The sequence below is a fragment of the Lentzea sp. NPDC004782 genome, assembly GCF_040609115.1.
GTDB lineage: Bacteria > Actinomycetota > Actinomycetes > Mycobacteriales > Pseudonocardiaceae > Lentzea.
The window spans coordinates 110,529-134,528 of the sequence record NZ_JBEXJN010000015.1 but is presented as its reverse complement, the minus strand read 5'-3'; the positions used below and the strand labels follow the sequence as shown (position 1 = coordinate 134,528).

The window sequence follows — 24,000 nt, the reverse complement described above, 5'->3', positions numbered from 1 at the left end:
CGCCTTAAACGCGGTGTTGGTCCCCCGTGCTGGAGGGCCCCATCACTCCCCTGGGGTTCTATGAAGGCGCCCTTCATCCACGCAAAGGTCTTCACGACGTTGATCCCGGCGCCGACGAGTACGGCATCGAATGACGCCGCGAATTGACCGGCTCTGTCACGAACCACGAAGCGGAAGTCGTCGACCCGATCGTCCAGACACGGCGGACGGTCGACGCGGCTACCCGGTGGCCGAGCTCGAGCAGCTCACCTTGGATACGGCGGTAACCCCATCCGGTGTTCTCCTGCGCCATGCGCCGATGCCACCGCAGCACCGTGCCGGGAGACATCAACCGCTGCTCCCGCGACCAGACAGGCAGCCGCAGTACCAATGCAGCTAGCCCCGCACGATCAGCCCAGTCCAGCCGCGGAGGACGATGGCCTCGACGCAACTCCACGTCCTCCGCCGCCGACGACCGACCGGGCAGAACCAGCCAGCTCACCAGCCGGACGAAGATGAAGTACAGCAAGCGCAGCGCCACATCCACGATCACGCCGTCGGAACGATGGAACGATCGCCGCGGCTCAGCCGCCGGCTGCAGAGTTCTGGCACCCCAAGGGTGGGAGGGGCGGTGGCATCCGGGCCCCGCCCGGTCCCGCTGCCGGGCCGGTCATCGACCCACCGCCACCCGTTCCGCGCACCAGTAGGTGGGCAGGGCTTCCCACGGGTTGGGCATGCCGTGATCGGTCACGTAAACCTGGCCGGCGTGCCGCCGCCTGGACTTGGTGACCGCGTCCCGCATCTGCTTCGCGTCGGACGCGTCGAACACCAGGTGCCAGAACCGGTTCGCCGGGTAGCCGTATTCCCAACCCGTGGGCGACCATCGCACGTAGTCCTGGTACCTGCCCTCGAAGGTGAGCAGGGTGTCGGCGGCTCGCACGTAGCACTCGTCCGTGTTGGTTCCCGGGTTGAGCACCACGAGCGCGTTGGGGTTCAGGTGCTTCACGTAGTCGTGCAGCGCCTGGTAGTAGCCGAGTTTGTCGCAGGTGTTCGACACCTGGTCGAGGAAGATCCCGTCGGTTCCGTACCACCTGAACGCGTTCGATATGTCGGCCTTGACCTCGGCCGGATCGCGACCGGTATATCCTGTGTCCACATAGGACAGCAGGGTCACTCCTGCTGACCTGGCGCGGCGGACGACCCGGCTGACCTCCGGCAGCGGGACCGGGCCAGGGCCGGATGCCGTTATTCCCACTATCGCCGTTCCCACCGTCGGCCTCGCGTTCGCCAGCCGCGACCACAGCGCCGTTCCGGCGGCGTCCGTTCCCCAGTAGGCGGGAACCGCGAGACGCTGCGCCGGGCACGCCGACGCTTCGGCGGTGTCCGTGACGATCGCCAGAGATACAGCGATCCACAAGCCGACGACCCGCACCCACAACGGATATCTCATCACCCGCGTCGCCCTTTTCCTGTGGAGCAACGGCTTACGATCATCCAGCGTTGCCGAGGCCAGTCTATGGGTGGAATCTCCACGTCTGCCAGGGCCCGAATTCGCCGGGCGGGTCGCGGCACGGCGTCCCGGCGCGAAAGCGCCACGCAACCTGGAATGCGGGTGGGGGCGCCATAACTCTGTGCCGAACCCGTTGACCTGCGACGATTGCGCATGCCGAGCGGTGAGGCATGCCGGTGCAGCATGGCGTTACGACCGCTGTATCTGATCTTCGTCCGACTCGCTGACTGGCTGGTCCTGCTCGGTCGTTCCTCCGCGGCCAAGGACGTCGAGTCACTGGTACTGCGGCACGAGATCGCCGTCTTGCGCCGGAGCACTTGCCACCCTCGGCCGGACTGGGCCGATCGCGCGGTACTCGCGGCACTGGTGGTGGACAGGAAGTGGACCTGCCCGAACCGGACCGGAACACCGGTACCTCCTGGCGGCAGTTCCTCCGCGCTCAAGCCAACAGCACGCTGACCTGTGACTTCTTCCACGTCGACTGCGCCATCACCCTGAAACGGGTGTACGTGATAGAGGTCGTCACCGCTACGTCCCTGTCCTCGGCACCACTACCCGTCCCGACGGCCCCTGGAGCACCCAACAAGCCCACAACCTGCTCATGGACCTCGACACCTGAGCCGACGAGTTCCGTTTCCTCGTCCGTGACAGGGCCGGACAGCTCACCGCCTCGTTCGACGCCGTACTGGCCAACGCCGACCCCACCGAGCACGGCAACTCACCCCACCACGACCAGGCCACCCGATCGCAAAGCCGCGTTCCACATCGGTACGCCGTCGACCGGTCCTCGGCGGCCTGATCGACGAATACGAACCCGCAGCAGCCTGGCACACAGGTCAGAACGTGTAGTCGGCGCTGCGTCATGTCCTGGGACGTGTGCCGGTGAACTGACGTGCTCGACGTCGGTGTTCACCGGCATCATCGCGAGCCTCAGTACCGCGGCTGCTTCAGCAACGAGTCGTTGCTCGCGATCTCCGGCTGGTACACCTGTTCGTCCCACGCCTCGGCCGGCACCGGTTGCAGCGCGATCGAGACGACCGCGTCCGGGCAGCCGAACGCGTCGGTGATGGCAGAGGTCAGCGCGTTCGACAACGCCGCGGCGCGCTCCGGGGTGAGCGTGGCGGGGAAGTGCTTGACGGTCACGTGCGGCATGGCGGTCCTCCTTGGGCGGAACGGATGTGATCGATGAGCTTCTCCACCAGCGGGAGGCGGAGCATTCCGTAGTGGTCCGCCGGTACGTCCACATAGGACACCGAGGCGCGCACTGCGGGGCGTTCGATGAACGACGGCTGGTCGCCGACGGCGCGGAACACGGTCACGGGGGCCGCGATGGAGCGCAGCGCCAGGTCGCGGTCGGTGTGGTCGAAGCGGTAGGTCTGGTGCACCACGCGGGCGATGCGGCGGACCAGTTCCGGGTCGAGGTCCAGACGGGTGCTCACGAACGCGGTGAACGTGGCCTCGTCGCGCGTCGCGCGCAGGCATTCCTCCAGCAGGTCGCCGGAGACCGCGCCCGCGAAGACCGAGAACAGGATCGTGACGTAGCCGCGGCTGCGCCAGCTCGGGGTGCGGTCGGTGCCGCCCGCGCGAGGGTTGCCCGGCGCGATCAGGAAGAGGTTCTCCACGCGTTCGCCGTCGCGCTCCAGCTGGTGGGTTGCTTCGAAGGCGACGCGTGAACCGAAGGAGTAGCCCCACAACGTGTACGGGCCGCGCGGTTGCTTGCGGCGGATCAGTTCCAGGTCGCGGGCAGCCATCTCGGCGATCGACGGGTACGCGGTTTCACCCGCGTTCACGCCGTGGGCCTGCACGCCGTAGAACGGGCGGCCTGCGCGCGCGGCGAGCCGGCGCAGGTTCATCGGGTAGCCGCCCAGGCCCGGCCAGCAGTAGACGGGTTCCAGGGTGCCCGCGGCGGAGAGGCGGATGAGCCGGGAGGCCGCGTCCGCCGTGTCGCCCTCCACCACCTTGGCCAGAGCTTCGATCGTGGGCGCGTCGAAGAGCACCTGCAGTGGCAGGGAAAGACCGAAGTCCCTGTTGATGCGGTTCACCAGCCCCACGGCCAGCAACGAGTTGCCGCCCGAGGCGAAGAAGTCGGCCTGCACGGAGACGACTTCGACCTTCATCAGCTTGGCCCAGATCTCACCGATGCGGCGTTCCGTGTCGTTGCGGGGTTCGACGATCGGCTGGTCGGAGAAGTCGGCCGCGGCCAGGTCCGACTCGGCCAGCGAGCGCGTGTCGATCTTGCCGTTCGCGGTGTGGGGCAAGCGGTCCAGCACGACGACCTTGTTCGGCATCATGTAGTCCGGCAGGAACGAGCGCAGGTCGTCGCGGATCAACTCGGTCGGGCCCTTCATGTGCACCGCGTCCTCCTTCATGCCGCGGTGGCGGATCTGCTCCGCGCTGACCCGGCCGCCGATGAAGAAGTACGACGGGCCCAGGTCCGGCTCGTTCAGCAACGCCGCCAGCCGCCGGTGTGACGGGAGGTCGTGGCCGCTCTTCGAGCTGTAGCCCGACGACATGAGGCCCAGGCCGCGCACAGCTTGGTACCGGTGCAGCACCCGGCCGAGGTCCAGGTACGACAGCCAGTCCTGGCCGGTGCGACTGACGAGCGCGATGCCGAAGCTGGCGCGTTCGTAGGCCTGCTGGTTGATGGCGATGACGTGCTTGCGTTCCACCACACCGTCCGCGACCGGCTCGAAACCACCGCCGGTGAACCGGTAGAGGCCTCCCGGCAGACCGGGCACGCGGTCGCCGTGCGCCTGCACGTACACGTCCATCGGTTCCTCGACCGGCGGCGGGAGCGCGGGCGCGAAGTCGAAGGCCCCCAGGTAGTGGTCCTCGGCAGCGCATTCGAGGTGCGCCATCGCCTCGGGATCGTGGCCGGCCGCGCGGACGGTCAGGCCGTGTTCCGGCAGGATCTGCTCGAACAGGCCGACCATGTGGCCGGCCTCGATCTCCAGCACCTCCAGGATGTTGTTGCGGTACACCGGTTCGATGGCCCGCCGCTTGCCGACGAAGTGCACGCGGGCGCGCGGCTGCGGGCCCGCTTCCTTGGGTTGGATGAGGTACAGCCGGTGCTCGACCGGGTGGTAGTAGTAGAAACCCGCGTCGAAGCCGAACAGGCCGTCGATCTCCAGGTAGAGCTGAGTGGCGTACAACGAACCCGGCGAGGCGTACCCGTACTTGGGCAGCAGCCGCTTGACGCTGTGGAACTGCCCGAAGTACCGCATGATGCGGCCGAACTCCTCGCGGTCCACCGACGCCGGGTCACGTGACGTCGTCGCGGTCGTCCGCGCCCGCAGCAACCCCGCGATGTCGTCCTTGGTGACCTCACCGCCCTCGTAGAACCGGTAGGTCTTGCGGGCGAACACGGTGCGGCGCTGGAACGCCGTCGGCTCGCGGCCGGGCAGGTCGAGCACCGGCTTGCCGTTCAGCTCGTCCTTCTCGCGACACCCCAGGTTGGACAGCTGCGCGCGCAGCTGCACCCGCCCCTCCTTGGACTGGTGGTGCGCCCCGTGGTTGCCCTGGTCCATCAGGGCGGCTTCCTTGGGGTTCAGCTCGACGAACGCCAGCAGGTTCTGGAACCCCGTGCGCGGGTCGTCACGCACCACCACGGCCGCGTGCTTGATCCACTCGTGCGTCTCCAGCGCCAGCCGCACCTCGTCGAGCTCGACCCGGAACCCGCGCAGCTTCACCTGGTTGTCCGTGCGGCCGACGAACACCGCTGTGCCGTCGGGGTTCCAGTACGCAAGGTCACCGGTGCGGTAGAGGCGGGGCGAGCCGAAGTCCGCGTGGAACGGGTTGTCCGGGAACCGGTCCGCGGTCAGGTCCGGCTTGCCGATGTAACCGCGCGCGAGCTGCAGCCCGCCGATGTACAACTCGCCGACCTCACCGATCGCGACCGGCCGGCGGTCCCCGTCCAGGATGTAGTACTGCGTGTTGCAGACCGGTTTTCCGATCGGCACGGTCGGCGGTCCGTCCGCGAGCAGGGCGGGGTCCACCCGGTACGAGGACGAGTTGATCGTGCACTCGGTGGGCCCGTAGAGGTTCACCAGCTCGCGGTCGGGCAGCTCGGCGAAGAACCGCTGGGCGAGTGAACGGGACAGCGCCTCGCCACCGCAGAAGACCTGCTGGAGCGAAACGCACTCGGTGATCCGTTCGGTGTCCACAATGGCCTGCAACAGCGTCGGCACGCACTGCAACGTCGTCACGCCGTGCGCCTTGATGGTGTCCACGAGCGCCTCGGGGTCGCGGTACACACCCCGTGCACCCATGACGACGGTGCTGCCGCACGCGGAGGCCAGGATCTCCCACTGTGCCGCGTCGAAGCTCATCGGCGTCTTCTGCAGCACGACCCGGCGGTGGTCGATGCCGTGCGTCTCGGCGAGCCAGCACATCTGGTTCACGATCGCCCGGTGCTCGATCATCGCGCCCTTGGGCTTGCCGGTGCTGCCGGAGGTGTAGATCACGTAGGCGAGATCTCCTGGAGCGGGCAACGGCGTGCCGCCCGCGCTCAGGTCGATGTCGTCGATCACCACGACGGTGGTCTGCGGCGGCACCAGGCCGCGCAGCTTCCCGGCGAGCTCCCGTTGCGTGAGGATCAGCTCGCCGCCGAAGTCCTCGACCATGTACCGCAGCCGGTCCTCCGGGTATTCCGGCGCCAGCGGCAGGTAGGCGCCGCCCGCGTGCAGCACCGCCCAGGCGCCCACGATCAGGTCGGACGACGGGTGCACGAACAGTCCGACGCAGTCGTCCTTGCGCACACCGAGCATCCTCAGGTGCGCCCCCACCGCGTGAGCCCGCACCGAGAGCTCCGTGAACGTCAGCCGCTCGTCGCCGTGCACCACCGCGATGTCACGACCGCGCAGGCGCACCTGGTCGTCCAGCAGGTCCACCAGCGTGCGGTCCGGCAGCTCCCGCAGGGTCCGGTTGAACTCCCGTGTGTGTGCATCGGCGTCCAGCAAGGCGCGTTTCACGTCGACCCCCTTTGTTGCAGCGGCACCTTCTCCCTGCCAGGTTCAGAAAGGACGCTGTTGATGCGCTATCGGTCCGGTATGGACGTCGCAACGCGAGAACGCCCGGCGGGAGAACCCACCGGGCGTTCAATTCCACAAAGGACGGTCAAGCCGGTTGCAGCACCGGCGCGGCGATGCGCACCGCCTCCTGCGGCAGCTTCGGTTCCAGGCGCACCAGGGCCAGTGCGGACGCGGTCACTCCCGTCGCCAGCACGAGCCACATGCCCGTCGCCGAGAACGTCATCAGCCACGTCAGCACGGCCGGTGCCGTGGCCGTCGGGATCGCCCAGGAGAACTGGTACACCGACAGATGCCGTCCGCGCGTCTCGGCCGGCGCCGCGGAGGACACCAGCGCGGAGGCCGTGGCCCCGTGCATCAGCTCGCCCAGCGTGAACATCGCCGTGGCCGCGAACGCGCCCGCCAGCAGCACCGCGGCCGACGACGACACCACGCCGAGCGCCGCGAACACGACGAACGACAAGCCGATCACCGCCGCCCCCGCAGCCGTGGTCCTCGTGCGCGGGAACCGCACCAGGAACCGGGTGACCGGGATCTGCAGCAACGCGATCCCGATGGTGTTCACCGCGTACAACGTGCCCACCAGCCCGGTCGGCGCGCCGAGCTGCGTGGTGATGTACACCGGCAGCGCCACCGCCAGCACCATGTACCCGAAGGCGATCGGCACGTTCAGGGCGGCCAGCGCGAGGAACGGCCGGTTCGCCAGCACCGCCCGGTAACCGCCGCGCACCGGGACCTTCAGCAGGGGCTCCCGCGGCCGGTACCGGATGGATCCGACGATCACCGCGGCCAGCACGAACGCCAGCCCCGTGCCGAGCACGATCACCTGGTACGCCGCGTCACTGCCGAGCGTCAGCGCGCCGGCCGCGACCAGGCCACCCGCGCCGAGCCCCGCGTTGCGCAGACTCCGTTGCGCGGCCAGCAGCTTGTCCCGTTCCGCGCCGCGTGCGATGTCGGCCACCAGCGCCTGGATCGACGGGGAGAACGAGCCGTCACCCACCGCCACCAGCGCGACGGCGAAGAACATCCCGAGCGCCGAGTCCACGAACGGGTAGAGCCCGAACCCGAAGGCCCGCAACAGATAGCCGCCGACGACCACCGCCTTGGCACCGAACCTGTCGACCAGCGCACCCGCGATCGGGTTGCCCACCAGCGCGAACAGCGCGCCCGCGGTCATCAGCACGCCGACCCGTTCGATCGGCAGCCCGGTGACGTGGTGGAAGTACAGCAGCGACAACGGCAGGTACATGCCCGCGCCGGTCGCGTCGACGACCATCCCGGTGAGGTACCGGGTCCGCCAGCCGTTCATCGCCTGTCCTTCCGCCGCTGCTCGGGAATCGACACGGCGGAACGTCCCACGCGGGCACCGCTCGGGTTGGCCGCGACGAGCACCAGGTCGACGGGGTTGAGGACGTCCATCTCGGGCAGGGTCTGCTTCTTCATGACGATCCCTCCTGGGATATGCGGGTCTGGGTTTCGAACCTCACCCCGAGGGCGCGCAGACGTGACTCCGCCTCCGCGCGGTCGGCGCCGGTGGCCACGGCGGCGAGCAGGAAGTCCGCTGACCCCGCCGCCGGTGGGATGACGTCGCCGACCGCGGCGTAGCGCCAGAACCGCGCCACCCAGGGCTCGACGAGCGTCGACGGCAGCGCCTCCACGAGACCCGGCCGTTTCATCATGAGCACCTGCCCGGACATCCGGGCGGGCGTGGGCGGTGGCCCGCCCGCGAGGGTCGAGGCGAGCAACGGCATGGGCAAGCCCAGCTGCGCACGCGTCAGGTACTCGCCGTGGTTGATGCCGAAGATCGCGGCACCGACCTCGCGGATCTTGGCCCCGCCGGTCCTGGCGGCGATCTCGCACACCACCAGCCGGTCGTCGGGCGTGTGGAACACCTCGGCGTGGAAGGCGTGGTCGAGGTGCCGGTCCGACGTGCGCAACGCGGTCACGGCCCGCTCGGCCAGCTCCAGCAGCCGCACCGACAACGGGTCGGTCACGTCGAGCGTCAGGTCGACGCGCGCACCCGGATCGGAGCCGAACGACGAGAGCGAGTACTGGTACTGCGACGCCCACGCCAGCACGACGCGCCCACCGACGACCAGGCCGTCGACGTGACACATCTTCCCCGGCACGAACGCCTCCACGAGCGCCGGCCCGTCGAGCTCGAGCGGCTCCCGGCCGGGCAGGATCCGCAGGCCGATCGCGTTGAACCCGGCGATGTCCTTGACCACCACCGGAAAACCGTGCTCCTCGGCGAACGCCCACACCTGCGCGGCGGTCGAGACGACCGCGTGGCGCGCCACCTCGATCCCGGCGGCGACGAGCAGGCGCTTCATCACCGACTTGTCCCGGTACGGCACGGTGTCCGCGGTCCACGGGCCCTCGAGGCCCAGTTCCTCGCGCACCCGCGCCGCCACGAGCAGGTCGGCCTCGTGGTGCGCGACGACGTGGGTGACGTCGAACTTGCCGGCCAGCGCCAGCGCCCGTTCGAACACCAGCTCCTCGTCGTGGAAGTCGGGCACGACCTCGAGGTGCGTCAGCCCGAGGTGATCGCCGGGAACCGGCTCGCCCGCACCGATGATCCGGTCACGAGCGGCCAGGACGACGACGTCGGCGTCGTACCCGGCCAGCCAGTCGCGGTAGGGGAACGGTTCGAACGGGTTGCGGTGGATGATCAGCACGCTCATGCCGGCACCGCCCGCGCGACCTCGGCGGCACCCGCGCGCACGACGGTGCCGTCCTCGGTCTCGACCTGGATGTCGATCACCGACTCGATCAGCCGGGCGCCGTTGGCGATGGCGTCGTCCGCGTCGAGACCGGTGACCGCGACCAGCCCCAGCCGGTCCCAGTTGTCGCGCAGCGAACGAACCTCGTCACCGGGCTTGGCGCTCACCCGCACCACCAGCGCCACGGGCGCGGCGGTGGCGGCCTCGACACCCGAGACCGACACGACGCGACCGGGCGTGCCGACGACGAACCGGGTGCTCGCGCCCGCGTGCGCCACCGGACGGTCCGCGAGCTCGGGCACGAGCCCGAACGGCCAGCCGACCGAGTAGGTGATCAGGTCGATCCCGTAGGCGCCCTCGACCAGGTCCGTGATGGCGTCACCGGCGACCCGGTTGTGGCTCTCGATCACCGACACCCCGTGCGAGCCGACGCGGACCTCGGTGTGCGCCACGCCGTCGCGCAGGCCCATGACGGTCAGGAACCTCGGCACCTCGGCCCGGATCAGCTCCTCGTCGGCCGCGTTCATCCTGGCCGGCACGACATGGCCGATCTCGGCGAACGACCGCGGGTCGACCCACTTCTCCGTCACCGCGACCACGACGTGCCGCCCGTTGAAGCTGAACGTCTCGACGCTGTACTCCGCGCCGTCGAGGTAGCGCTCCATCAGGAAGTCGCCCAGCAGGAACAACGTGGAGACGCGGTCGGTGCGGGTCCCGCGCAGCCGCGACACGTGCTCCCACGCGCGGTCGAGGTCGTCCGGCCCCTCGACCTTCAGCACGCCGATGCCCGCGGTCGCGTCCGTGGGCTTCACGATGAACGGGAAACCGTGGCGCGCCGCGTAGGCGTCGAGGTCGCCGCGTTCGGACAACGACGCGGCGGGCACGGCGGCCGGGTCGTGCGCGGCCAGGTGCGCGCGCATGGCGAGCTTGTCGCGGAACAGCCGGGTGACCGCGAGACCGGTCCCGCCCAGGCCGAACCTGTCGTTGATGCGGCCCGCGCTGTCGAGCCCGGGTTCGGTGAGCGACAGCGCGACGTCGAAGCGGTAGAGGTCCCACAGCTCCTCGGCCACCGGCTCGACCGCGGACCAGCTGGTGAAGTCGACGATCCGGACGGCGTCGGCGGCCGCCTCCTGGATCGCCGAGATCTTGGTCGGGTGCTGCAGGAGCAGCACGGTGATGCCGAGCTGCTTCGCCTTCACGACTGTCTCGTCGGTCCCTCCGACCAGCACGAGAGTGCTCATCGGTCCGCTCCCCTCGTGGTGTCGCCCGCCGTCAGCACGCTCAGGTAGCGCTCACCGGTGTCGGGCAGGATGGTGACGATCGTCTTGCCGGCGTTCTCCGGCCTTTCGGCCACGCGCAGGGCCCCGAAGACGGCGGCACCGGACGAGATCCCGGCGAGCACACCGGCTTGGCGGGCGAGCCACAGCGCGGTGTTCGCCGCGTCGGAGTTGCCGACCGCCAGCACGTCGTCGATCAGCGCGACGTCGGTGGTCTCGGCGACGAACCCGCCGTTGAGACCGGGGATGGCGTGGCTGCCCGCGTAGCCCCTGGACAGCAACGGGGAACCCTCCGGCTCCACGCCGACGGCCTGCACCAGCGGGTTCTGCGACTTGAGGTAGGCAGCGGTGCCGCAGAGCGTGCCGCCCGTGCCGATGCCGGCGACGAGGACGTCGACGGTGCCCGCCGTGTCGGCCCAGATCTCCGGCCCGGTGGACTCGAAGTGCGCGGCCGGGTTGTCGGGGTTGGCGTGCTGCTGCGGGAACCACGAGCCCGGCGTCGCCTCGTGCAGCTCCTTCGCCCGGTCGATGCAGCCCTGGTAGCGGAGCTCGGCCGGGGTCAGCTCGACCCGCGCGCCCAGTGCTTCCAGCAGTCCGATGCGCTCGCGGGTGGCGTTGTCGGGCAGCACGATGACGCACCGGTAGCCGCGGGCGGCGCTCAGGGCGGCCAGCGCGATCCCGGTGTTGCCGGAGGTCGCCTCGATGACGGTGCCGGAGCCGGGGGTGAGCAGGCCGTCGCGTTCGGCACCGCGCAACATCCACAGCGCCGCGCGGTCCTTGACGCTGGAACCGGGGTTGGCCGACTCCAGCTTGGCGAGCACCGTCGCGTGCGCGGCAGGCAGCCGCAGCAGCGGCGTGTTGCCGACCAGGTCGTCGATGGACTCGGCCACCCGGCGGGTGCCCAGGGTTGCGGTCATGACGCCGTCCTCCGGAGGGTGTGACTGGTGGACACGGACGCGGTCGGCGCGAGCGCGGCGGCACGGCCGGGCACGTCGCTGACGACGAGAGCGCAGGCCCCGATGACGGCGTCGTCGCCGACCGTGATCGGGCCGAGCACGGTGGCACCGGTGCCGAGGACGACGTTCCTGCCGATCTCGGGATGCCTGCGCTCACCGGACGGGCGCAGGTTGTCGCGCCACCAGCCGACCGCGCCGAGCGTCACCTGGTGGTAGATCGTCACGTCGTCGCCGACGACGGCCGTCTCCCCGATGACGACGGCCGCGCCGTGGTCGATGAACACCCGGCGGCCGAGCCGCGCGCCGGGGTGGATCTCCACTCCCGTCGCGGTGCGCACGAGCACCATCAGTGCGCGGGCGGTCAGCCGAAGCCCGCGGTTGTGCAGCCGGTGCGCGACGCGATGTGCCCACATCGCGGGCAGCGCCGGGTGCAGCAGTCCCTCCACGTGGCCGCGGATCGATGGATCCCTTTCGACCACGGTGTCCCAGTCCTCGCCGCACAGGCGCAGCAGCCCGGGTTCGGTGCCCGGTGCGCGCGCAGCGGCTGTGGTGACCCGCTCCATCTGAGGGCCCCCTCCCATCCGTCGGTTGTCAGCAACCTCAGGGTGGGCGGAGGCCCTTTGGGTCGGCTTTTGCTGTGAGCGCGCCGGCCGATAGTGGATCGATAGAGCTGAAACGCCTGGTCAGACGGGCACGGCACGGTTGCGGCGGGCCCAGCTCACCGCCGGGCCGACCGCGAGCGCGGCGACCAGGAAGAGCGCGCCGAGTCCCAGCCAGCCCGCGACCCCGCCGTCGATGATCAGCGCGGTCAGCACCAGCGGGCCGAGCATCCTCGCGACCGAGATGCCGCTGCCGAAGAACCCCTGGTACTGCCCCTGCTTGCCCTCCACGGCGAGACCGAAGCTGATCTCCCAGTAACCCGACGCCAGCATCATCTCGCCCGCGACCTGCAGCACGGCACCCGCCGCGAGCACCACCGCGGCGACCCAGGCCGCCTGGTCCCCCGACGAGAACGCGAACACCGCGCACGCGGCGAGCAGGAACACCCCCGACAGGCGCACGACCCGGACCGCGCTGGTGAGGTCGTGGACCCGGTTCGCCACCGAGACCTGGAACAGCACCACGGACACCGTGTTGATCACCATCAGCGCGGACACCATCCAGCGCGGCGCTGCGGTGTGTCCCACGACCCACAGCGGTAGTACCACGCTCAACAAAGGCATGTAGAGCATCAGGACCGCGTTGAGCGCCGTCAGCACGGCGTACGGGCGGTCCCGCAGCACCACGAGCGCCGGCTCGCCTTTCTCCGCCCTGGCGACACCCGGAACGTGCGGCAGACGGCGAAGCACAAGTGCGGCGGCCAGGAATGTCGCCGCGTCGAGAACGAACGCCGTCACGTACGCGGCCTCCGTGTCGAACTGCAGCGCGACGCCACCGATCACGGCGCCGATGGCGATACCGGCGTTCGCGGTTGACTGCATGTACGCACGGGCCTTCGTCCGACCGGCCGCGTCGACCACTCCCGCGAGAAGTGCCTGACGGGCAGCGACCAACCCGCATTGGCAAATCGTATAGATGCACGCCACAACGAGGAACGCGGGGAAGGAACGGACCGACGCGAATGCCGCGACGGCGACCGCGGTGGCCCCCGCGAGCGCCACCGCCACGCCACGCGGACCACGTCGATCGGCCAAATGCCCGAGCGGCACGGCGGCAAACGTCCCCAGCGCCCAACCCACGGTGAGACCCAGCCCCACCTGAGTCGCCGTCAAGCCGACTATTCGGGTGAAAAACAGGACTGAACAAACATAATAGGCACCATCACCAATCGCATTGGTCAGCTGCGCAACGGCCAAACTGCGAGATGGCCCGGCAGTTGGGAGCAATTTTCTTAGCATGCCGCTCCTTTTTTCCTCGTCACATGACATCATCTCTCGGACGAACAAGATGGCACCGTGAGCGGATTGTAATCACCAGATCACGGAGTGAACACAGCCTCTGGTCCATTTGGACCCAAGAGGCGAAAACGCATTGCAGAGGCGGCTGGGCAGTTGAGGGGCGGACCGGTCATGCTGAGACTTCTGGGACCCGTGGAGTTGGTGATCGACCAGCGTTCGCTCGACCTGGGAGGACCACGGCAGCGGGTGGTGCTGACGATGCTGGGCCTCAACGCCAACCGCGTGGTACCGGTCGACCAGCTCATCGACGCGGTGTGGAACAGCGCCCCTCCCTCGACCGCGAAGGGCCAGATCCAGATCTGCATCTCGGCCCTGCGCAAGGTCTTCACCGACGCCGGCCTCCCCGACGCGATCCGCACCAGGCCGCCCGGCTACCTCCTGGAGGTCGCCGACGACGGCCTCGACAGCCTTCAGTTCTCCGCGCTCGTCGCGCGCGCCAGGGAGGAGAGCGACGCCGGGTCCGTCGAGGTCGCGGCCTCCACCCTGCGCACCGCGCTGTCGCTGTGGCGGGGTTCGGCGTTGTCCGGTGTCGCGAGCGACATGGTCCAGCGGGCCGCGCTGCCGTTGGACGACCAGCGCCTCGCCGCCGTGGAGGAACGCATCCGGCTCGACCTCGCGCTGGGCAGGCACGAGGAGATCTGCGGGGAGCTGCGCACGCTTGTGCACGACAACCCGTTGCGCGAACGGCTGCACGGCTTCCTCATGCTCGCCCTCTACCGCGCGGGCAGACAGGCGGACGCGCTCGAAGTCGGGCGCGCTGCCCGAAACGTGCTGATCGAGGAGATCGGCATCGAACCCGGCCAGGAGCTGCAGGACCTGGAACGGGCCATCCTCAACCGCTCGCCCTCGCTCAACGCCCCTCCGGTGCAGAAGAAGGCAGCGGCCGGCCAGGCGGGAACGCCCGCGCCCGCAGTCCCGGAAGCCCCGGCGACCATCCCGCGGCAGCTGCCCGCGAGCATCACCGACTTCACCGGTCGCGACGACCTGATCGAGATGCTGCGGGCGGGCCTCGCGACCGACTCCGACGAGGCGCGCTACGCCGTGCCGATCATGGCCATCTCCGGCAAGGGCGGCGTCGGCAAGTCCAGCATCGCGGTGCGGGTGGCGCACGAGGTCGCCGACCGGTTCCCCGACGGCCAGCTCTACGCGGACCTGCGCGTGCACAGCGGCGACGACCGCACCGGCCAGCTGCTCGCCCGGTTCCTGCGGTCGCTCGGCGTGCCCGGGACCGCGGTGCCCGCCGACATCGACGAACGGGTGGAGCTCTACCGCAGCAAGGTCTCCGGCAAGCGGTTGCTGCTCGTGCTGGACGACGTCACCAGCGAGGCCCAGGTGCTGCCGCTGCTGCCGGGCAGCGCGTCCTGCGCGGTGATCACCACGAGCCGGGTGCGGCTGTCCGGGCTGCCGGGCGCCCAGTGGTTCGACGTGGACGTGTTCGACGTGGACCAGTCCGCGGACCTGCTCGCGCGGATCATCGGCCAGGAGCGGGTGAACGCCGAACCCGAGGCGGCGGTCGAGCTGATCACGTTCTGCGGCGGCCTGCCCCTGGCGCTGCGCATCGCGGGCGCCCGGCTCGCGTCGCGGCCGCACCTGCGCATCGACGGGCTGGTCCGCAGGCTGCGCGACGAGGCCCGCCGGCTCGACGAGTTCGAGCACCACGGGCTGGAGCTGCGGTCCAACATCGGCCTCACCTACAAGGGGTTGGCTCCCGACGCCCAGCGACTGTTCCAGCTGTTCTCCCTCATCCGCGCGCCCGAGTTCCCGGCGTGGACGGCCGCCGCGTTGCTGGACCTCGACATCTACGACGCCGAGGACATCCTCGAAAGCCTGGTGGACGCCCAGCTCGTCGACACCGTCGAGTACGCCGACGCGACGGCGCCGCGCTACCGGTTCCACGACCTGATCCAGGTCTACGCCAGGGAGAAGCTCACCGAATCCACCACGCAGGATGAACGCACCGAAGCCCTCACCCGGCTGCTCGGTGCCTGGCTCGCCCTCGCGGAGGAGGCGCACCGGCGCGAGTACGGCGGCGACTACACGATCATGCACGGCGACGCTCCTCGCTGGGCGGGCGCGACCTGGGCGAACGTGGGCCTGGACGCGAACCCGATCGACTGGCTGGACAGCGAGCGGCGGTCGCTCGTCGCCGCCGTCCGCCAGTCCGCGCAGGCGGGCATGGACGAGCTGTGCTGGGACCTCGCGCTCACGTCGGTGACGTTGTTCGAGTCCAAGGGCTACTTCGACGACTGGATGGAGTGCGCGAAGACCGCCGAGGCCGTCGCGAGGCGCGCGGGCAACAGCATCGGCATCGCGGCGATGCGGTACTCGCTCGGCACGCTGCACATGTTCCAGACCCGGCTGCACGAGGCCGCGCAGTGCTTCGACGAGGCGTTGGAGGGCTTCCGCGCGGAGGGCCACGAGCACGGCCAGGCGTTGGTGCTGCGCAACTACGCGCACGTCGACGGACTTCGCGGCAACGGCACGTCGATGCTCGGCAGGTACGCCGAGGCGCTCCTGACCATGCGCAGCGCCGGCGACCGCATCGGTGAGGCGCACATCCTGCGCAGCCTCGCCAAGCACCACCTGGAGGAAGGCGACACGACCACCGCGCGGGAGCTGCTCGACGACGCGGTGCGCATCACCCGCGAGGTCAACTGCCTGCGCGCCGAGGCCCAGGTGGAGCACCGCGTGGCCGAGCTGCACGTGGCGACCGGCCAGATCGACCAGGCGCGCAAGTCGTTGCACCGCGTCCTGCAGATCGTGCGCGACACCGGCGACCGCATCGGCGAGACCTACGCGCTCTACAGCCTGGGCGTGGTGCGGCACAAAGAAGGACGCCTCGACAACGCCGAGACGACCCTGGTGCACGCGCTCGACCTGTCCCGCAAGATGGGCGAGCGGCTGATCGAGGCCAAGACGCTCTACTCGCTGGGGCAGATCGCACTGGCCCGCGGCGGCGGCGCGGCGGGCACCACGCATCTCGAACGCGCGCGGCAGCTGTTCGAGGAGCTCGGTTCGGCGCTCTGGCAGGCGAAGACGCTCCTCGCGCTGTCCGAGGCCTCCGAGGCCGGCCAGGACGCGCTGGAGGCCGTGCAGCGAGCCGCCGACCTGCTCACGCCGATCGGTTCCAAGGAATCCGCCCAGCTGCTGGCGGAAGTGGAAATGACCCGCGCCGCGCTCTCCTCCGCTGTTTAGCCGGAGGGAGCGGCGGGCGCGGGTCCGCATTTTCCGCATTTCTTTCCCGATCACCAGTGGGTGTCTTCGACGCACACCTGGAGAGTGGCGTTCCAGTGGGTGTCCGCCGGGCAGTCGGTCGAGCCCTGAGCGGTGACGTCAGCGGTCTTCCAGTGCGTGTCGGCGGAGGCAGTGCCACTCGCAATTCCGAGGATCGCGATCGTCGCGATGATGACGGAAATCAGCGTCGAGGCGGCGGACTTGCGGCTGGCGAACATTTCTACCTCCGGTGTTTTCGGGGGCGTTCCCCCTGGCTGACACCAGTTCAGCCACCGGCTCCTTCGGTCCTCGTTCCGTCCGCCATCGAGGTGCCTTAAACCGGCCGATAGGACCTCGAAAGTAGATCGACAGCCCCGCCCGGCAACGTTCGTCGCGTCGAATTCAACGAACACGGGAGGGACCGGCGATGAACGCCCTGACGCTCCGCCTCAGCAACGACGACCTTCGGCGCGTGGTCGAGGACGTCGACGCGGTGGAGGCGACAGCGACAGCGTTGATCGCGCGGTCCGCGGGTCACGAGGACTACACCAGCCTCGCGACCGCGGGCGCCGCCGTCCTCGACGACGGCGAGACCGCGATCTACGAGACGCCACAGGACGGGCCGCGATGTGTGATGTCCGCGGCCGGCCTGCGTGAGTACCGGCTCGCCGTGCTCACCGCGCTGGCCACCCGCCACCTGCTGGTTCCCGGAGTCGTGACCGCCTCGGTCATCGGCTCGGGGCTCGCGCTGGAGCTGCAGCTCGCGGTTCTGCGCACGCACGTCCCCAACGTCAGCCACATCGCTGTGGCTACGCCGGGGAACCAGCCGCCCGACCGGGCGGTGCTCGACCGGCTCGACCGCGACGGCATCGGGTTCTCCCTCGTGGAGACCCCCGCCGACGCGATGTTCGGCGCCAACCTCGTCGTGCTCGCCGGGGCCACCCGGCTCGGCACGCCGCGGCTGGCGAAGGGGGCGGTTGTCGTCAACGCCACTGGTGTCGACCTGCCGGCCGCCCTGCTCGACGGCGTGCACGCGGTCTTCGTCGACGACCCGGAAGGGCTCGCCGACAGCGACCGGACGTTCGTCAGAACCCACCGGGGCAGGCGCAGGGGCGGCCGTGGACACAGGTCCCCGTCCGTCGTCGCCGACCTCGGCCGGGTGCTGGCTGGCGAGCACCCCGGCCGTACCGACCACGACCACGTCCTGCTCGTCGAGCTGATCGGCGGCGGGACGGAGCTCGACCCCGTCCTCGCGGGCCGCATCCACCAAGCCGCCGCCGCGGCCGGACTTGGAACTTTCGATGGCAACTGATCCCACCCGAGAAATGTCCGTTCGCGGCGAGCAGCCGATACCCAAGGAGCCGACCATGTCCGTGTCCCAGTCCCACTGCGAGTTGCGCATCGTCCCTTCCTGCACCTCGTCTGCGCTTTCCGGCCTGCGCAGCTGCGACCAGTGCCGCCAGGCCCTGCGCGACGAGCTGCGGGCACTGCCCGGACTGCACGAGCAGTGCGCTCAGTCGCTCACACCGGGCCGTCGGCCTGAGATCGTGCAGATCAAGAACAGTCGCGTGCCAGGCGGGATGAGTCTCAACCTGACCGCGGTCTCGGTGCGCACGAGCATCCTCGGCGTGCTGGCCTCGTGGTCGTCGATGGTCATCGAGGAAACCGGCACCATGAAGCCGCCCTCGCGCCGCGTGCACGTGCTGACGACGTTCCTGTACCGCAACCTCGACTGGATCCTGGGCAACGAGGCGGCACAGGACTTCGCCGAGGAGATCACCGACCTGGCCGACGCGGCGCGGGCGGTGCTGGACCCCACCATGAGCGAGCGCCTCGACCTCGGCCCCTGCGGCGAGGCCGGCTGCGGCATGACCGTCTACGCGGCCATCGGCTCCGGCGCCGACGCGGGCGCGCACGCCGCCTCCTGCGGTGCCGGCCACCACCTCTCCGCCAGCCAGTGGCTGCTGCTCGAGGAGTCTGAGGACGTCGGGCAGCACTCCGCGCAGGGAACGGCGTCATGAAACAGCGAACGCGCGGGCGCACCGTGCCGACCGAGCTCGCGGCGCTCGCCGCAGGAGTCCCGGCCGCCACCATCCGCAAATGGGCCAGCCGGGGAAAGCTCACCCGCTACGGCACCCGCAACAAAGCCGAGTACAGCCTGGACGAGTTGCGTGAAATCATGCGCGAGAACGCGGCGAAAATTGCCAGCTGAACACGCCCCGAACAGGGTCCTTCCTAATGGGAGGACCCCTGTTCGCGTGCCCGGAAACAGGCAGAAAAACTCCACAGGGATTTCCACGAACAAAGGGTTGACCGCCCTGTCTCGAGATGTCACGCTGTTCTCGGGGCACCGCTTTGCCCGCACGGCGGACAGACACCAGAAGTGACCCTGACTCCCTTCCTCCCACGCGTTCTCGCGTCGTGGAGATGACAGCATTCGATTCATTACTTTTGGAGCGCCGCCATGTCCGATCCCTCGTTGCCGAGAGCCTTCATCCTGGCCGGTTCACTGCTGGCCGTGTGCCGCGCGCCGCGCTATCTCGCGGAGCTCCGCGAGCGCGGGCTGCGGGTACTGCTGATCACCTCGGCGAACTGGCGCGCCGAGGCGGAGCGGGTGGCCGGGGACGCGGGCCACCCGCTCGCGGGCGTCGAGGACATCGCGTTCGTGGACGGCGGCGTGCGCCACGAGGGTTCGCTCATCGCCGGTCCGGTCGCCGCGGCGCTCGCCTGGCGGCGGCGGTACGACGTCGTCGGCGCCTACGCGGTCGGCGAGACCATGGTGGAGCCGACCGGGCTGATCGCCGACGCGCTCGGCGTGCCGGGGCCGGGCCTGCGCGCCAGCCGCGTGTGCCGCAGCAAGTACCTGCAGCGCTGGTACCTGCCCGAGTTCAGCCCGCGGGTCGCGTTCGCCGGTGACGACCTGTCCGGCGTGCCGTTCCCCGCGGTGGTCAAGCCGTCCGGCCGGCACTCCAGCTCCGGTGTCGTCACGGTGACGGACGCCGAGGCGCTGCGGGCCCAGCTGGCCGCGTACGGCGAGCAGGAGACGGTGCTCGTCGAGGAGAAGGTGACGGGCCCGGAGTACTCGGTGGAAAGCCTGGTGCAGCACGGCAAGGCCATCTTCGCCTCGGTGACCCGCAAGGACACCAACGACCACGACGGCAGGCACTTCGTGGAGCTCGCGCACACCGTGCCGAGCGACCACGCGGCCGTCACGGAGCTCCTGCTGGACGCGAACCAGCGGGTGCTCGACCGGCTGGACGTGCAGGACGGGATCACGCACGCCGAGTGGCGGGTCACCGCGAACGGGCGCCCGGTCCTGATGGAGATCGCGGCTCGCCCGCCCGGCGACGGCCTGTGCTCGCTCTACGAGCTCGCCACCGGCCGCCCGCTGGAGACCGAGGTGCTGCGCATCGCGCTCGGCGAGCACGCCGACTACCCGGCGCCGCGCCGCCGGACCCGGCAGGTCTACCTCGAGCACCCCGAGGGCGTGCTCGACGACGTCGTCGTGGACTGGCCCGGCGTGCGGGTCGAGTGGGTCGGCGAGGCCGGCGTCTGGGAGCAGCCGGAACCGCTGCCCGCGGACGCTCCCGCGGCACTGCGGGCGGTGCACGTGCACGCCGAGCGCGGCGCCGTGCTGGGCCCGATCACCTGTTCCGAGGACCGCTCCGTCACGTTCCTCGTCGACGCGCCCACCGCGGCCGAGCTCGACGAGATCACCGAACGCGTCCGGCGCGCCATCGACATCCGCACCACACCCGCGCCGGCCGAGGAGGCATCGCGATGAGCAACCTGCTGATGGTCATGCCCTACCGCGCCTATCTGGCGAAGGCCAAGGCCGAGGGCTTCCGCGTCGGTGCCGTCTGGGACCCGAAGGTGGCGGTCGAGATCTTCGGTGGCCTCGCCGAGCGCTACCTCGACGACGTGCGGGCGCAGGCCGACGCGTTCTGGGAGGCCGACTTCGCCGACCCGGCGGGATACGAGCGGGTGCTGCGCGAGGCGGCACGGGAGTTCGGCGCGGACCTGATCTGCCACGTGGGCCAGGAGGAGAGCATGGGCCTGGCCGCCCGGGTCGCCGAGGACCTCGGTCTCGCGGCGAACTCGGCGGAGTCCGTGCACCGCCTCAACGACAAGGTCGCGCTGCGCCGGCTGCTGGAAGAGCACGACCTCTCCCCCGTCAAGCACGCGGACGCGCCCGACTGGCGGTCGGCCGCCGCGCTGCTCGACGGCTTCGAGCTGCCGGTCGTGGTGAAGCCCACCCAGCTGTCCGGTAGCCGCGGGGTCGTGCTGGTGCGCGACCTGGCCGAGTTCGAGTCTTGGGGCGCGGGGCTGGACGAGACCGGCTACACCGGGCCCGTGCTGGTCGAGGAGTACCTCACCGGCCAGGAGTACAGCGTGGAGACGATCAGCGTGCACGGCAGGCACCACGTGATCGGCGTGACGCACAAGAGGCTCGGCGCGCCACCGCTGTTCGTCGAGGCGGGGCACGCCCACCCGGCACCGGACTCGGTCGACAAGGACGCGATCGGTGCGGTGGTCGTGGCGATGCTCGACGCCGCCGGGTACCGCACGGGTCCGGCGCACACCGAGCTGCGCGTCACCCCGGCCGGGCCGCGGATCATCGAGTCGCAGGCCCGCCTGGGCGGTGACCGGATCCCGCGCCTGGTGGAGCTCGCCACCGGGATCGACCTGGAGGGCGCGGTGTTCGCCTCGCTGGCGGGACGTGACCCGGCGCCGCGCTCGCGGCCGGACGTGGCGTGGATCCACTACTTCGCGCTGCCACCGGGCGTGCTGCGGTCGGTCAGCGGGCTCGACGAGATCCGGGCGCTGCCCTTCGTCGACGAGCTGTCCTTCCCGTTCGCGCCCGGTGCGCGGGTGCCGTTCACCGTGGACTGGCGTTCGCGGCACGGTTTTGTGGTCGTGTCGGCTGCTTCGCACGAGGAGGCGGCGTGGCGCGTGACGAGCGTGGAACTGCTCCTCCAGGTGTCCGTGGACAGTCTCTCGGAGGTGTCGTCGTGAACATCAGGACGTTGCACCCGAGCCTGCGCATCCGCGTGGGCGTCGGGTTCGTGAACCGGCTCGTGGACTCGATGATCACCTCGTTCATGGCGGTCCACCTCGCGCTGGCGTGGGGTGTGGCGGCCGCGGGCGTGCTGCTGATCGTCGTGGTGGCGCTCGGCGTCGTCGGCATGCTGTTCGGCGGGCACGTCGCGGACCTGCACGGCAGGCGGCGCACGCTGCTCGCGGCGGAGGCCGGCGCGGCCGTCACGTTCGGTGTGATGGCGCTGGCCGACTCACCGGTGCTGTCGAGCGCACTGCTGGTGTACCTGGCGTACGTCGCCAACAAGTTCGCCGCCAGCGTCGCACTGCCGGCCAACGACGCGATGATCGTGGACCTCACCACGCCGGAGACCCGCAAGGGCGTGTACACGATCAACTTCTGGGCGACCAACCTGGCGCTCGCCATCGGCGCGCTCGTCGGTGCGGCGCTCTACTCGCGGTTCGCGGTGGTGCTCGCGGTGGCCACCGGTGCGACGCTGGCGGTGCTCGCCACGACGTGCTTCCTCATCACCGAGTCCAAACCGGACAGTGACGTGGTGCGCGAGCGCCCACGGGGTGTTCTGGCGGTGCTGCGGGAGTTCGGTGGGGGATACCGGCTGGTGCTGCGCGACCGGATCTTCCTGCGGCTGATGGTCGCCGGGACGCTCACGCTCGCGATCGAGTTCCAGCTGGTGAACCACATCGCGGTCCGCCTGGCCACGAACTTCCCGTCGCAGCGGCTGCTGTCGTGGACGCCCGCGGTGGACGGGGTCGGGATGATCGGCCTGCTGCGGGCGGAGAACACGATCCTGGTCGTGGTGCTGGCGTTGTTCTCCACCGTGCTGTTCCGCGGGGTGTCGGACAAGACCGGCCTGTACCTCGGCACGGCGTTGTTCGCGGGTGGGTACGCGGTGCTCGCGGTGAGCTCGTCCGGCTGGGTGCTGATGGCCGCGGGCGGAGTGTTCACGGTCGGCGAGCTGATGAGCGTGCCGGTCAAGCAGGCGCTGCTCGCGAACCTGGTGCCCGACCACAGCCGCACCCGCTACATGGCGGTGTACAACCTGAACATCCGGGTGGCGCAAGGACTCGCCGCCGGCTGCGTCACGCTCGGGGCGGTTCTGCCCGCCTGGGGCATGGCCGCGCTGTACGTGGTGCTCGGCGCGGTGATCGTGCGGCAGTACCGGTTCGTGCTGGCCGGTCGCCCGGTGGCCGAGCAGCAGCCGGTGGGGGTGGCGTCGTGATCCGCCCGGTGGTCGCGTCGCTGCCGACGTTCAAGCCCGGCCCGCCGGTCGTCTCGCCCTCGGGGGAGACGTTCCTGCTGGGCGCCAACGAGTCCCCGGACGGCCCGTTGCCGTCGGTCGCGGAGGCGATGGCCCGCGCGGCCGCGGACGCGCACCGCTACCCGGACTACACCTCGGCCGAGCTGGTCGGCGAGCTCGCCTCGTCGCTCGGTGTCGGCACGGGTCAGGTCGCGGTCGGCTGCGGGTCGTGCGGAGTGATCGCGAACCTGCTGTCCGCAGTGGAGGAGCCCGGCGGCGAGGTCGTGTTCCCGTGGCGGTCGTTCGAGGCCTATCCGACGATGACCAAGCTCGCGGGCATGACGCCGGTGCCGGTGCCGTTGCGCGACGAACGGCACGATCTGCCCGCGATGGCGGCAGCGGTGACCTCGAAGACCCGCGCCGTGATCGTGTGCAATCCCAACAACCCCACCGGGACCGTCGTGCGCCGCGCCGAGCTGGAGTCCTTCGTGGACTCGCTGCCGCCGGACGTGCTGGTGCTGCTGGACGAGGCGTACTTCGAGTACGTCCGCGACCCGGAGTCGCCGGACGGGCTCGACCTGCTCGCGGGACGGCCGTCGCTCGCCGTGGTGCGCACGTTCTCCAAGGCGCACGGGCTGGCCGGCCTGCGCGTCGGGTACGTGATCGCGGACGAGCGGCTCGCCGGTGCGGCGCGCACGGCGAGCCTGTCGTTCGGCGTGAACCGGATCGCGCAGGCCGCCGCGGTGGCGTCGCTGCGGGCGGGTGACGAGCTCACCGCCCGCGTCGAGGCCACGGTGAAGGAGCTGGCCCGAGTCCGGGCCGCGCTGCTCGACCAGTGCCGGACCGTGCCCGAGTCCGAGGCCAATTTCGTCTGGCTCCCCCTCGGTGAGGAGTCGGTCGCGTTCGCCGCCACCTGTGCGGCGGCCGGGGTGGCCGTGCGGGCCTTCCCCGGCGAAGGCGTCCGGGTCTCCATCGGCGATGCCAGGGCCAACGACGCCTTCCTCGCGGCGGCGGAGCACCACTCCCGCTGCCACTGACCCCGCCGTGTTGTCGATGAACGG

The 24,000-nt window shown here is 70.3% G+C and carries 21 protein-coding genes; 8 read left to right on the top strand and 13 right to left on the bottom strand.

From position 1 onward, the window contains the following. Positions 1–91 precede the first annotated feature (91 nt). From ABZV40_RS16685 to ABZV40_RS16630, 12 genes are all read right to left on the bottom strand, one after another. A complete protein-coding gene (locus ABZV40_RS16685; protein WP_355441447.1) occupies positions 92–532 on the bottom strand; it encodes a hypothetical protein in 441 nt (146 codons plus the stop codon). 117 nt (positions 533–649) lie between these two features. Then, on the bottom strand, positions 650–1,429 hold the full coding sequence (locus ABZV40_RS16680) for a spherulation-specific family 4 protein (protein WP_355441445.1): 780 nt from the start codon (positions 1,427–1,429) through the stop codon (positions 650–652). A gap of 499 nt (positions 1,430–1,928) precedes the next feature. Next, complete coding sequence (locus ABZV40_RS16675; RefSeq protein ID WP_355441443.1) at positions 1,929–2,201, bottom strand: hypothetical protein; 273 nt, start codon at positions 2,199–2,201, stop codon at positions 1,929–1,931. Positions 2,202–2,419: 218 nt separating this feature from the next. Then, a complete protein-coding gene (locus ABZV40_RS16670; RefSeq protein ID WP_355441440.1) occupies positions 2,420–2,641 on the bottom strand; it encodes a tautomerase family protein in 222 nt (73 codons plus the stop codon). Further along, the gene (locus tag ABZV40_RS16665; protein ID WP_355441437.1) at positions 2,629–6,459 is read right to left on the bottom strand and encodes an amino acid adenylation domain-containing protein; all 3,831 of its coding nucleotides are present in this window, start codon (positions 6,457–6,459) and stop codon (positions 2,629–2,631) included. Before ABZV40_RS16665 ends, ABZV40_RS16670 begins: the two co-directional genes overlap by 13 nt. A 145-nt stretch (positions 6,460–6,604) precedes the next feature. Further along, positions 6,605–7,825: an MFS transporter gene (locus ABZV40_RS16660; protein WP_355441434.1), complete on the bottom strand. Its 1,221-nt coding sequence runs from the start codon at positions 7,823–7,825 to the stop codon at positions 6,605–6,607. Further along, a complete protein-coding gene (locus tag ABZV40_RS16655) occupies positions 7,822–7,959 on the bottom strand; it encodes a hypothetical protein (RefSeq protein ID WP_355441431.1) in 138 nt (45 codons plus the stop codon). Before ABZV40_RS16655 ends, ABZV40_RS16660 begins: the two co-directional genes overlap by 4 nt. After that, the gene (locus tag ABZV40_RS16650; protein WP_355441428.1) at positions 7,956–9,200 is read right to left on the bottom strand and encodes a hypothetical protein; all 1,245 of its coding nucleotides are present in this window, start codon (positions 9,198–9,200) and stop codon (positions 7,956–7,958) included. The genes ABZV40_RS16655 and ABZV40_RS16650 overlap by 4 nt, the downstream gene beginning before the upstream one ends. Beyond that, the gene (locus ABZV40_RS16645; protein ID WP_355441426.1) at positions 9,197–10,480 is read right to left on the bottom strand and encodes an ATP-grasp domain-containing protein; all 1,284 of its coding nucleotides are present in this window, start codon (positions 10,478–10,480) and stop codon (positions 9,197–9,199) included. Before ABZV40_RS16645 ends, ABZV40_RS16650 begins: the two co-directional genes overlap by 4 nt. After that, entirely contained in the window at positions 10,477–11,433 is a 957-nt protein-coding gene (locus tag ABZV40_RS16640) for a cysteine synthase family protein (RefSeq protein ID WP_355441423.1), read from the bottom strand. Before ABZV40_RS16640 ends, ABZV40_RS16645 begins: the two co-directional genes overlap by 4 nt. Continuing rightward, positions 11,430–12,035 carry a serine O-acetyltransferase EpsC gene (gene epsC / locus ABZV40_RS16635; protein WP_355441420.1) on the bottom strand — a complete coding sequence of 202 codons (606 nt, stop codon included), beginning with the start codon at positions 12,033–12,035 and terminating at the stop codon, positions 11,430–11,432. The genes ABZV40_RS16640 and epsC overlap by 4 nt, the downstream gene beginning before the upstream one ends. A 120-nt stretch (positions 12,036–12,155) precedes the next feature. Beyond that, the gene (locus ABZV40_RS16630; RefSeq protein ID WP_355441547.1) at positions 12,156–13,370 is read right to left on the bottom strand and encodes an MFS transporter; all 1,215 of its coding nucleotides are present in this window, start codon (positions 13,368–13,370) and stop codon (positions 12,156–12,158) included. A gap of 171 nt (positions 13,371–13,541) precedes the next feature. On the opposite strand from ABZV40_RS16630, the gene ABZV40_RS16625 reads away from it, so the two are divergent. Then, complete coding sequence (locus ABZV40_RS16625; RefSeq protein ID WP_355441418.1) at positions 13,542–16,625, top strand: BTAD domain-containing putative transcriptional regulator; 3,084 nt, start codon at positions 13,542–13,544, stop codon at positions 16,623–16,625. A 50-nt stretch (positions 16,626–16,675) separates the two neighbouring features. On the opposite strand, the gene ABZV40_RS16620 is transcribed toward ABZV40_RS16625, so the two are convergent. Next, the gene (locus ABZV40_RS16620) at positions 16,676–16,882 is read right to left on the bottom strand and encodes a hypothetical protein (protein WP_355441415.1); all 207 of its coding nucleotides are present in this window, start codon (positions 16,880–16,882) and stop codon (positions 16,676–16,678) included. 188 nt (positions 16,883–17,070) lie between these two features. On the opposite strand from ABZV40_RS16620, the gene ABZV40_RS16615 reads away from it, so the two are divergent. The 7 genes from ABZV40_RS16615 to ABZV40_RS16585 all read left to right on the top strand — a co-directional run bounded on the left by ABZV40_RS16615 (position 17,071) and on the right by ABZV40_RS16585 (position 23,976). Then, positions 17,071–17,955 (top strand): hypothetical protein, encoded by an 885-nt coding sequence (locus ABZV40_RS16615; protein ID WP_355441412.1) that lies wholly within the window; start codon positions 17,071–17,073, stop codon positions 17,953–17,955. 55 nt (positions 17,956–18,010) lie between these two features. Further along, positions 18,011–18,664: a hypothetical protein gene (locus tag ABZV40_RS16610; RefSeq protein ID WP_355441410.1), complete on the top strand. Its 654-nt coding sequence runs from the start codon at positions 18,011–18,013 to the stop codon at positions 18,662–18,664. Then, on the top strand, positions 18,661–18,855 hold the full coding sequence (locus ABZV40_RS16605; protein WP_355441408.1) for a hypothetical protein: 195 nt from the start codon (positions 18,661–18,663) through the stop codon (positions 18,853–18,855). Before ABZV40_RS16610 ends, ABZV40_RS16605 begins: the two co-directional genes overlap by 4 nt. Before the next feature lie 252 nt (positions 18,856–19,107). After that, the gene (locus tag ABZV40_RS16600; RefSeq protein ID WP_355441405.1) at positions 19,108–20,427 is read left to right on the top strand and encodes an ATP-grasp domain-containing protein; all 1,320 of its coding nucleotides are present in this window, start codon (positions 19,108–19,110) and stop codon (positions 20,425–20,427) included. Beyond that, positions 20,424–21,659 carry an ATP-grasp domain-containing protein gene (locus ABZV40_RS16595; RefSeq protein WP_355441402.1) on the top strand — a complete coding sequence of 412 codons (1,236 nt, stop codon included), beginning with the start codon at positions 20,424–20,426 and terminating at the stop codon, positions 21,657–21,659. Before ABZV40_RS16600 ends, ABZV40_RS16595 begins: the two co-directional genes overlap by 4 nt. Beyond that, positions 21,656–22,921: an MFS transporter gene (locus ABZV40_RS16590; protein ID WP_355441399.1), complete on the top strand. Its 1,266-nt coding sequence runs from the start codon at positions 21,656–21,658 to the stop codon at positions 22,919–22,921. Before ABZV40_RS16595 ends, ABZV40_RS16590 begins: the two co-directional genes overlap by 4 nt. Next, positions 22,918–23,976, top strand: coding sequence for a histidinol-phosphate transaminase (locus ABZV40_RS16585; RefSeq protein WP_355441397.1), 1,059 nt, complete (start codon positions 22,918–22,920; stop codon positions 23,974–23,976). The genes ABZV40_RS16590 and ABZV40_RS16585 overlap by 4 nt, the downstream gene beginning before the upstream one ends. Positions 23,977–24,000: the final 24 nt, after the last annotated feature.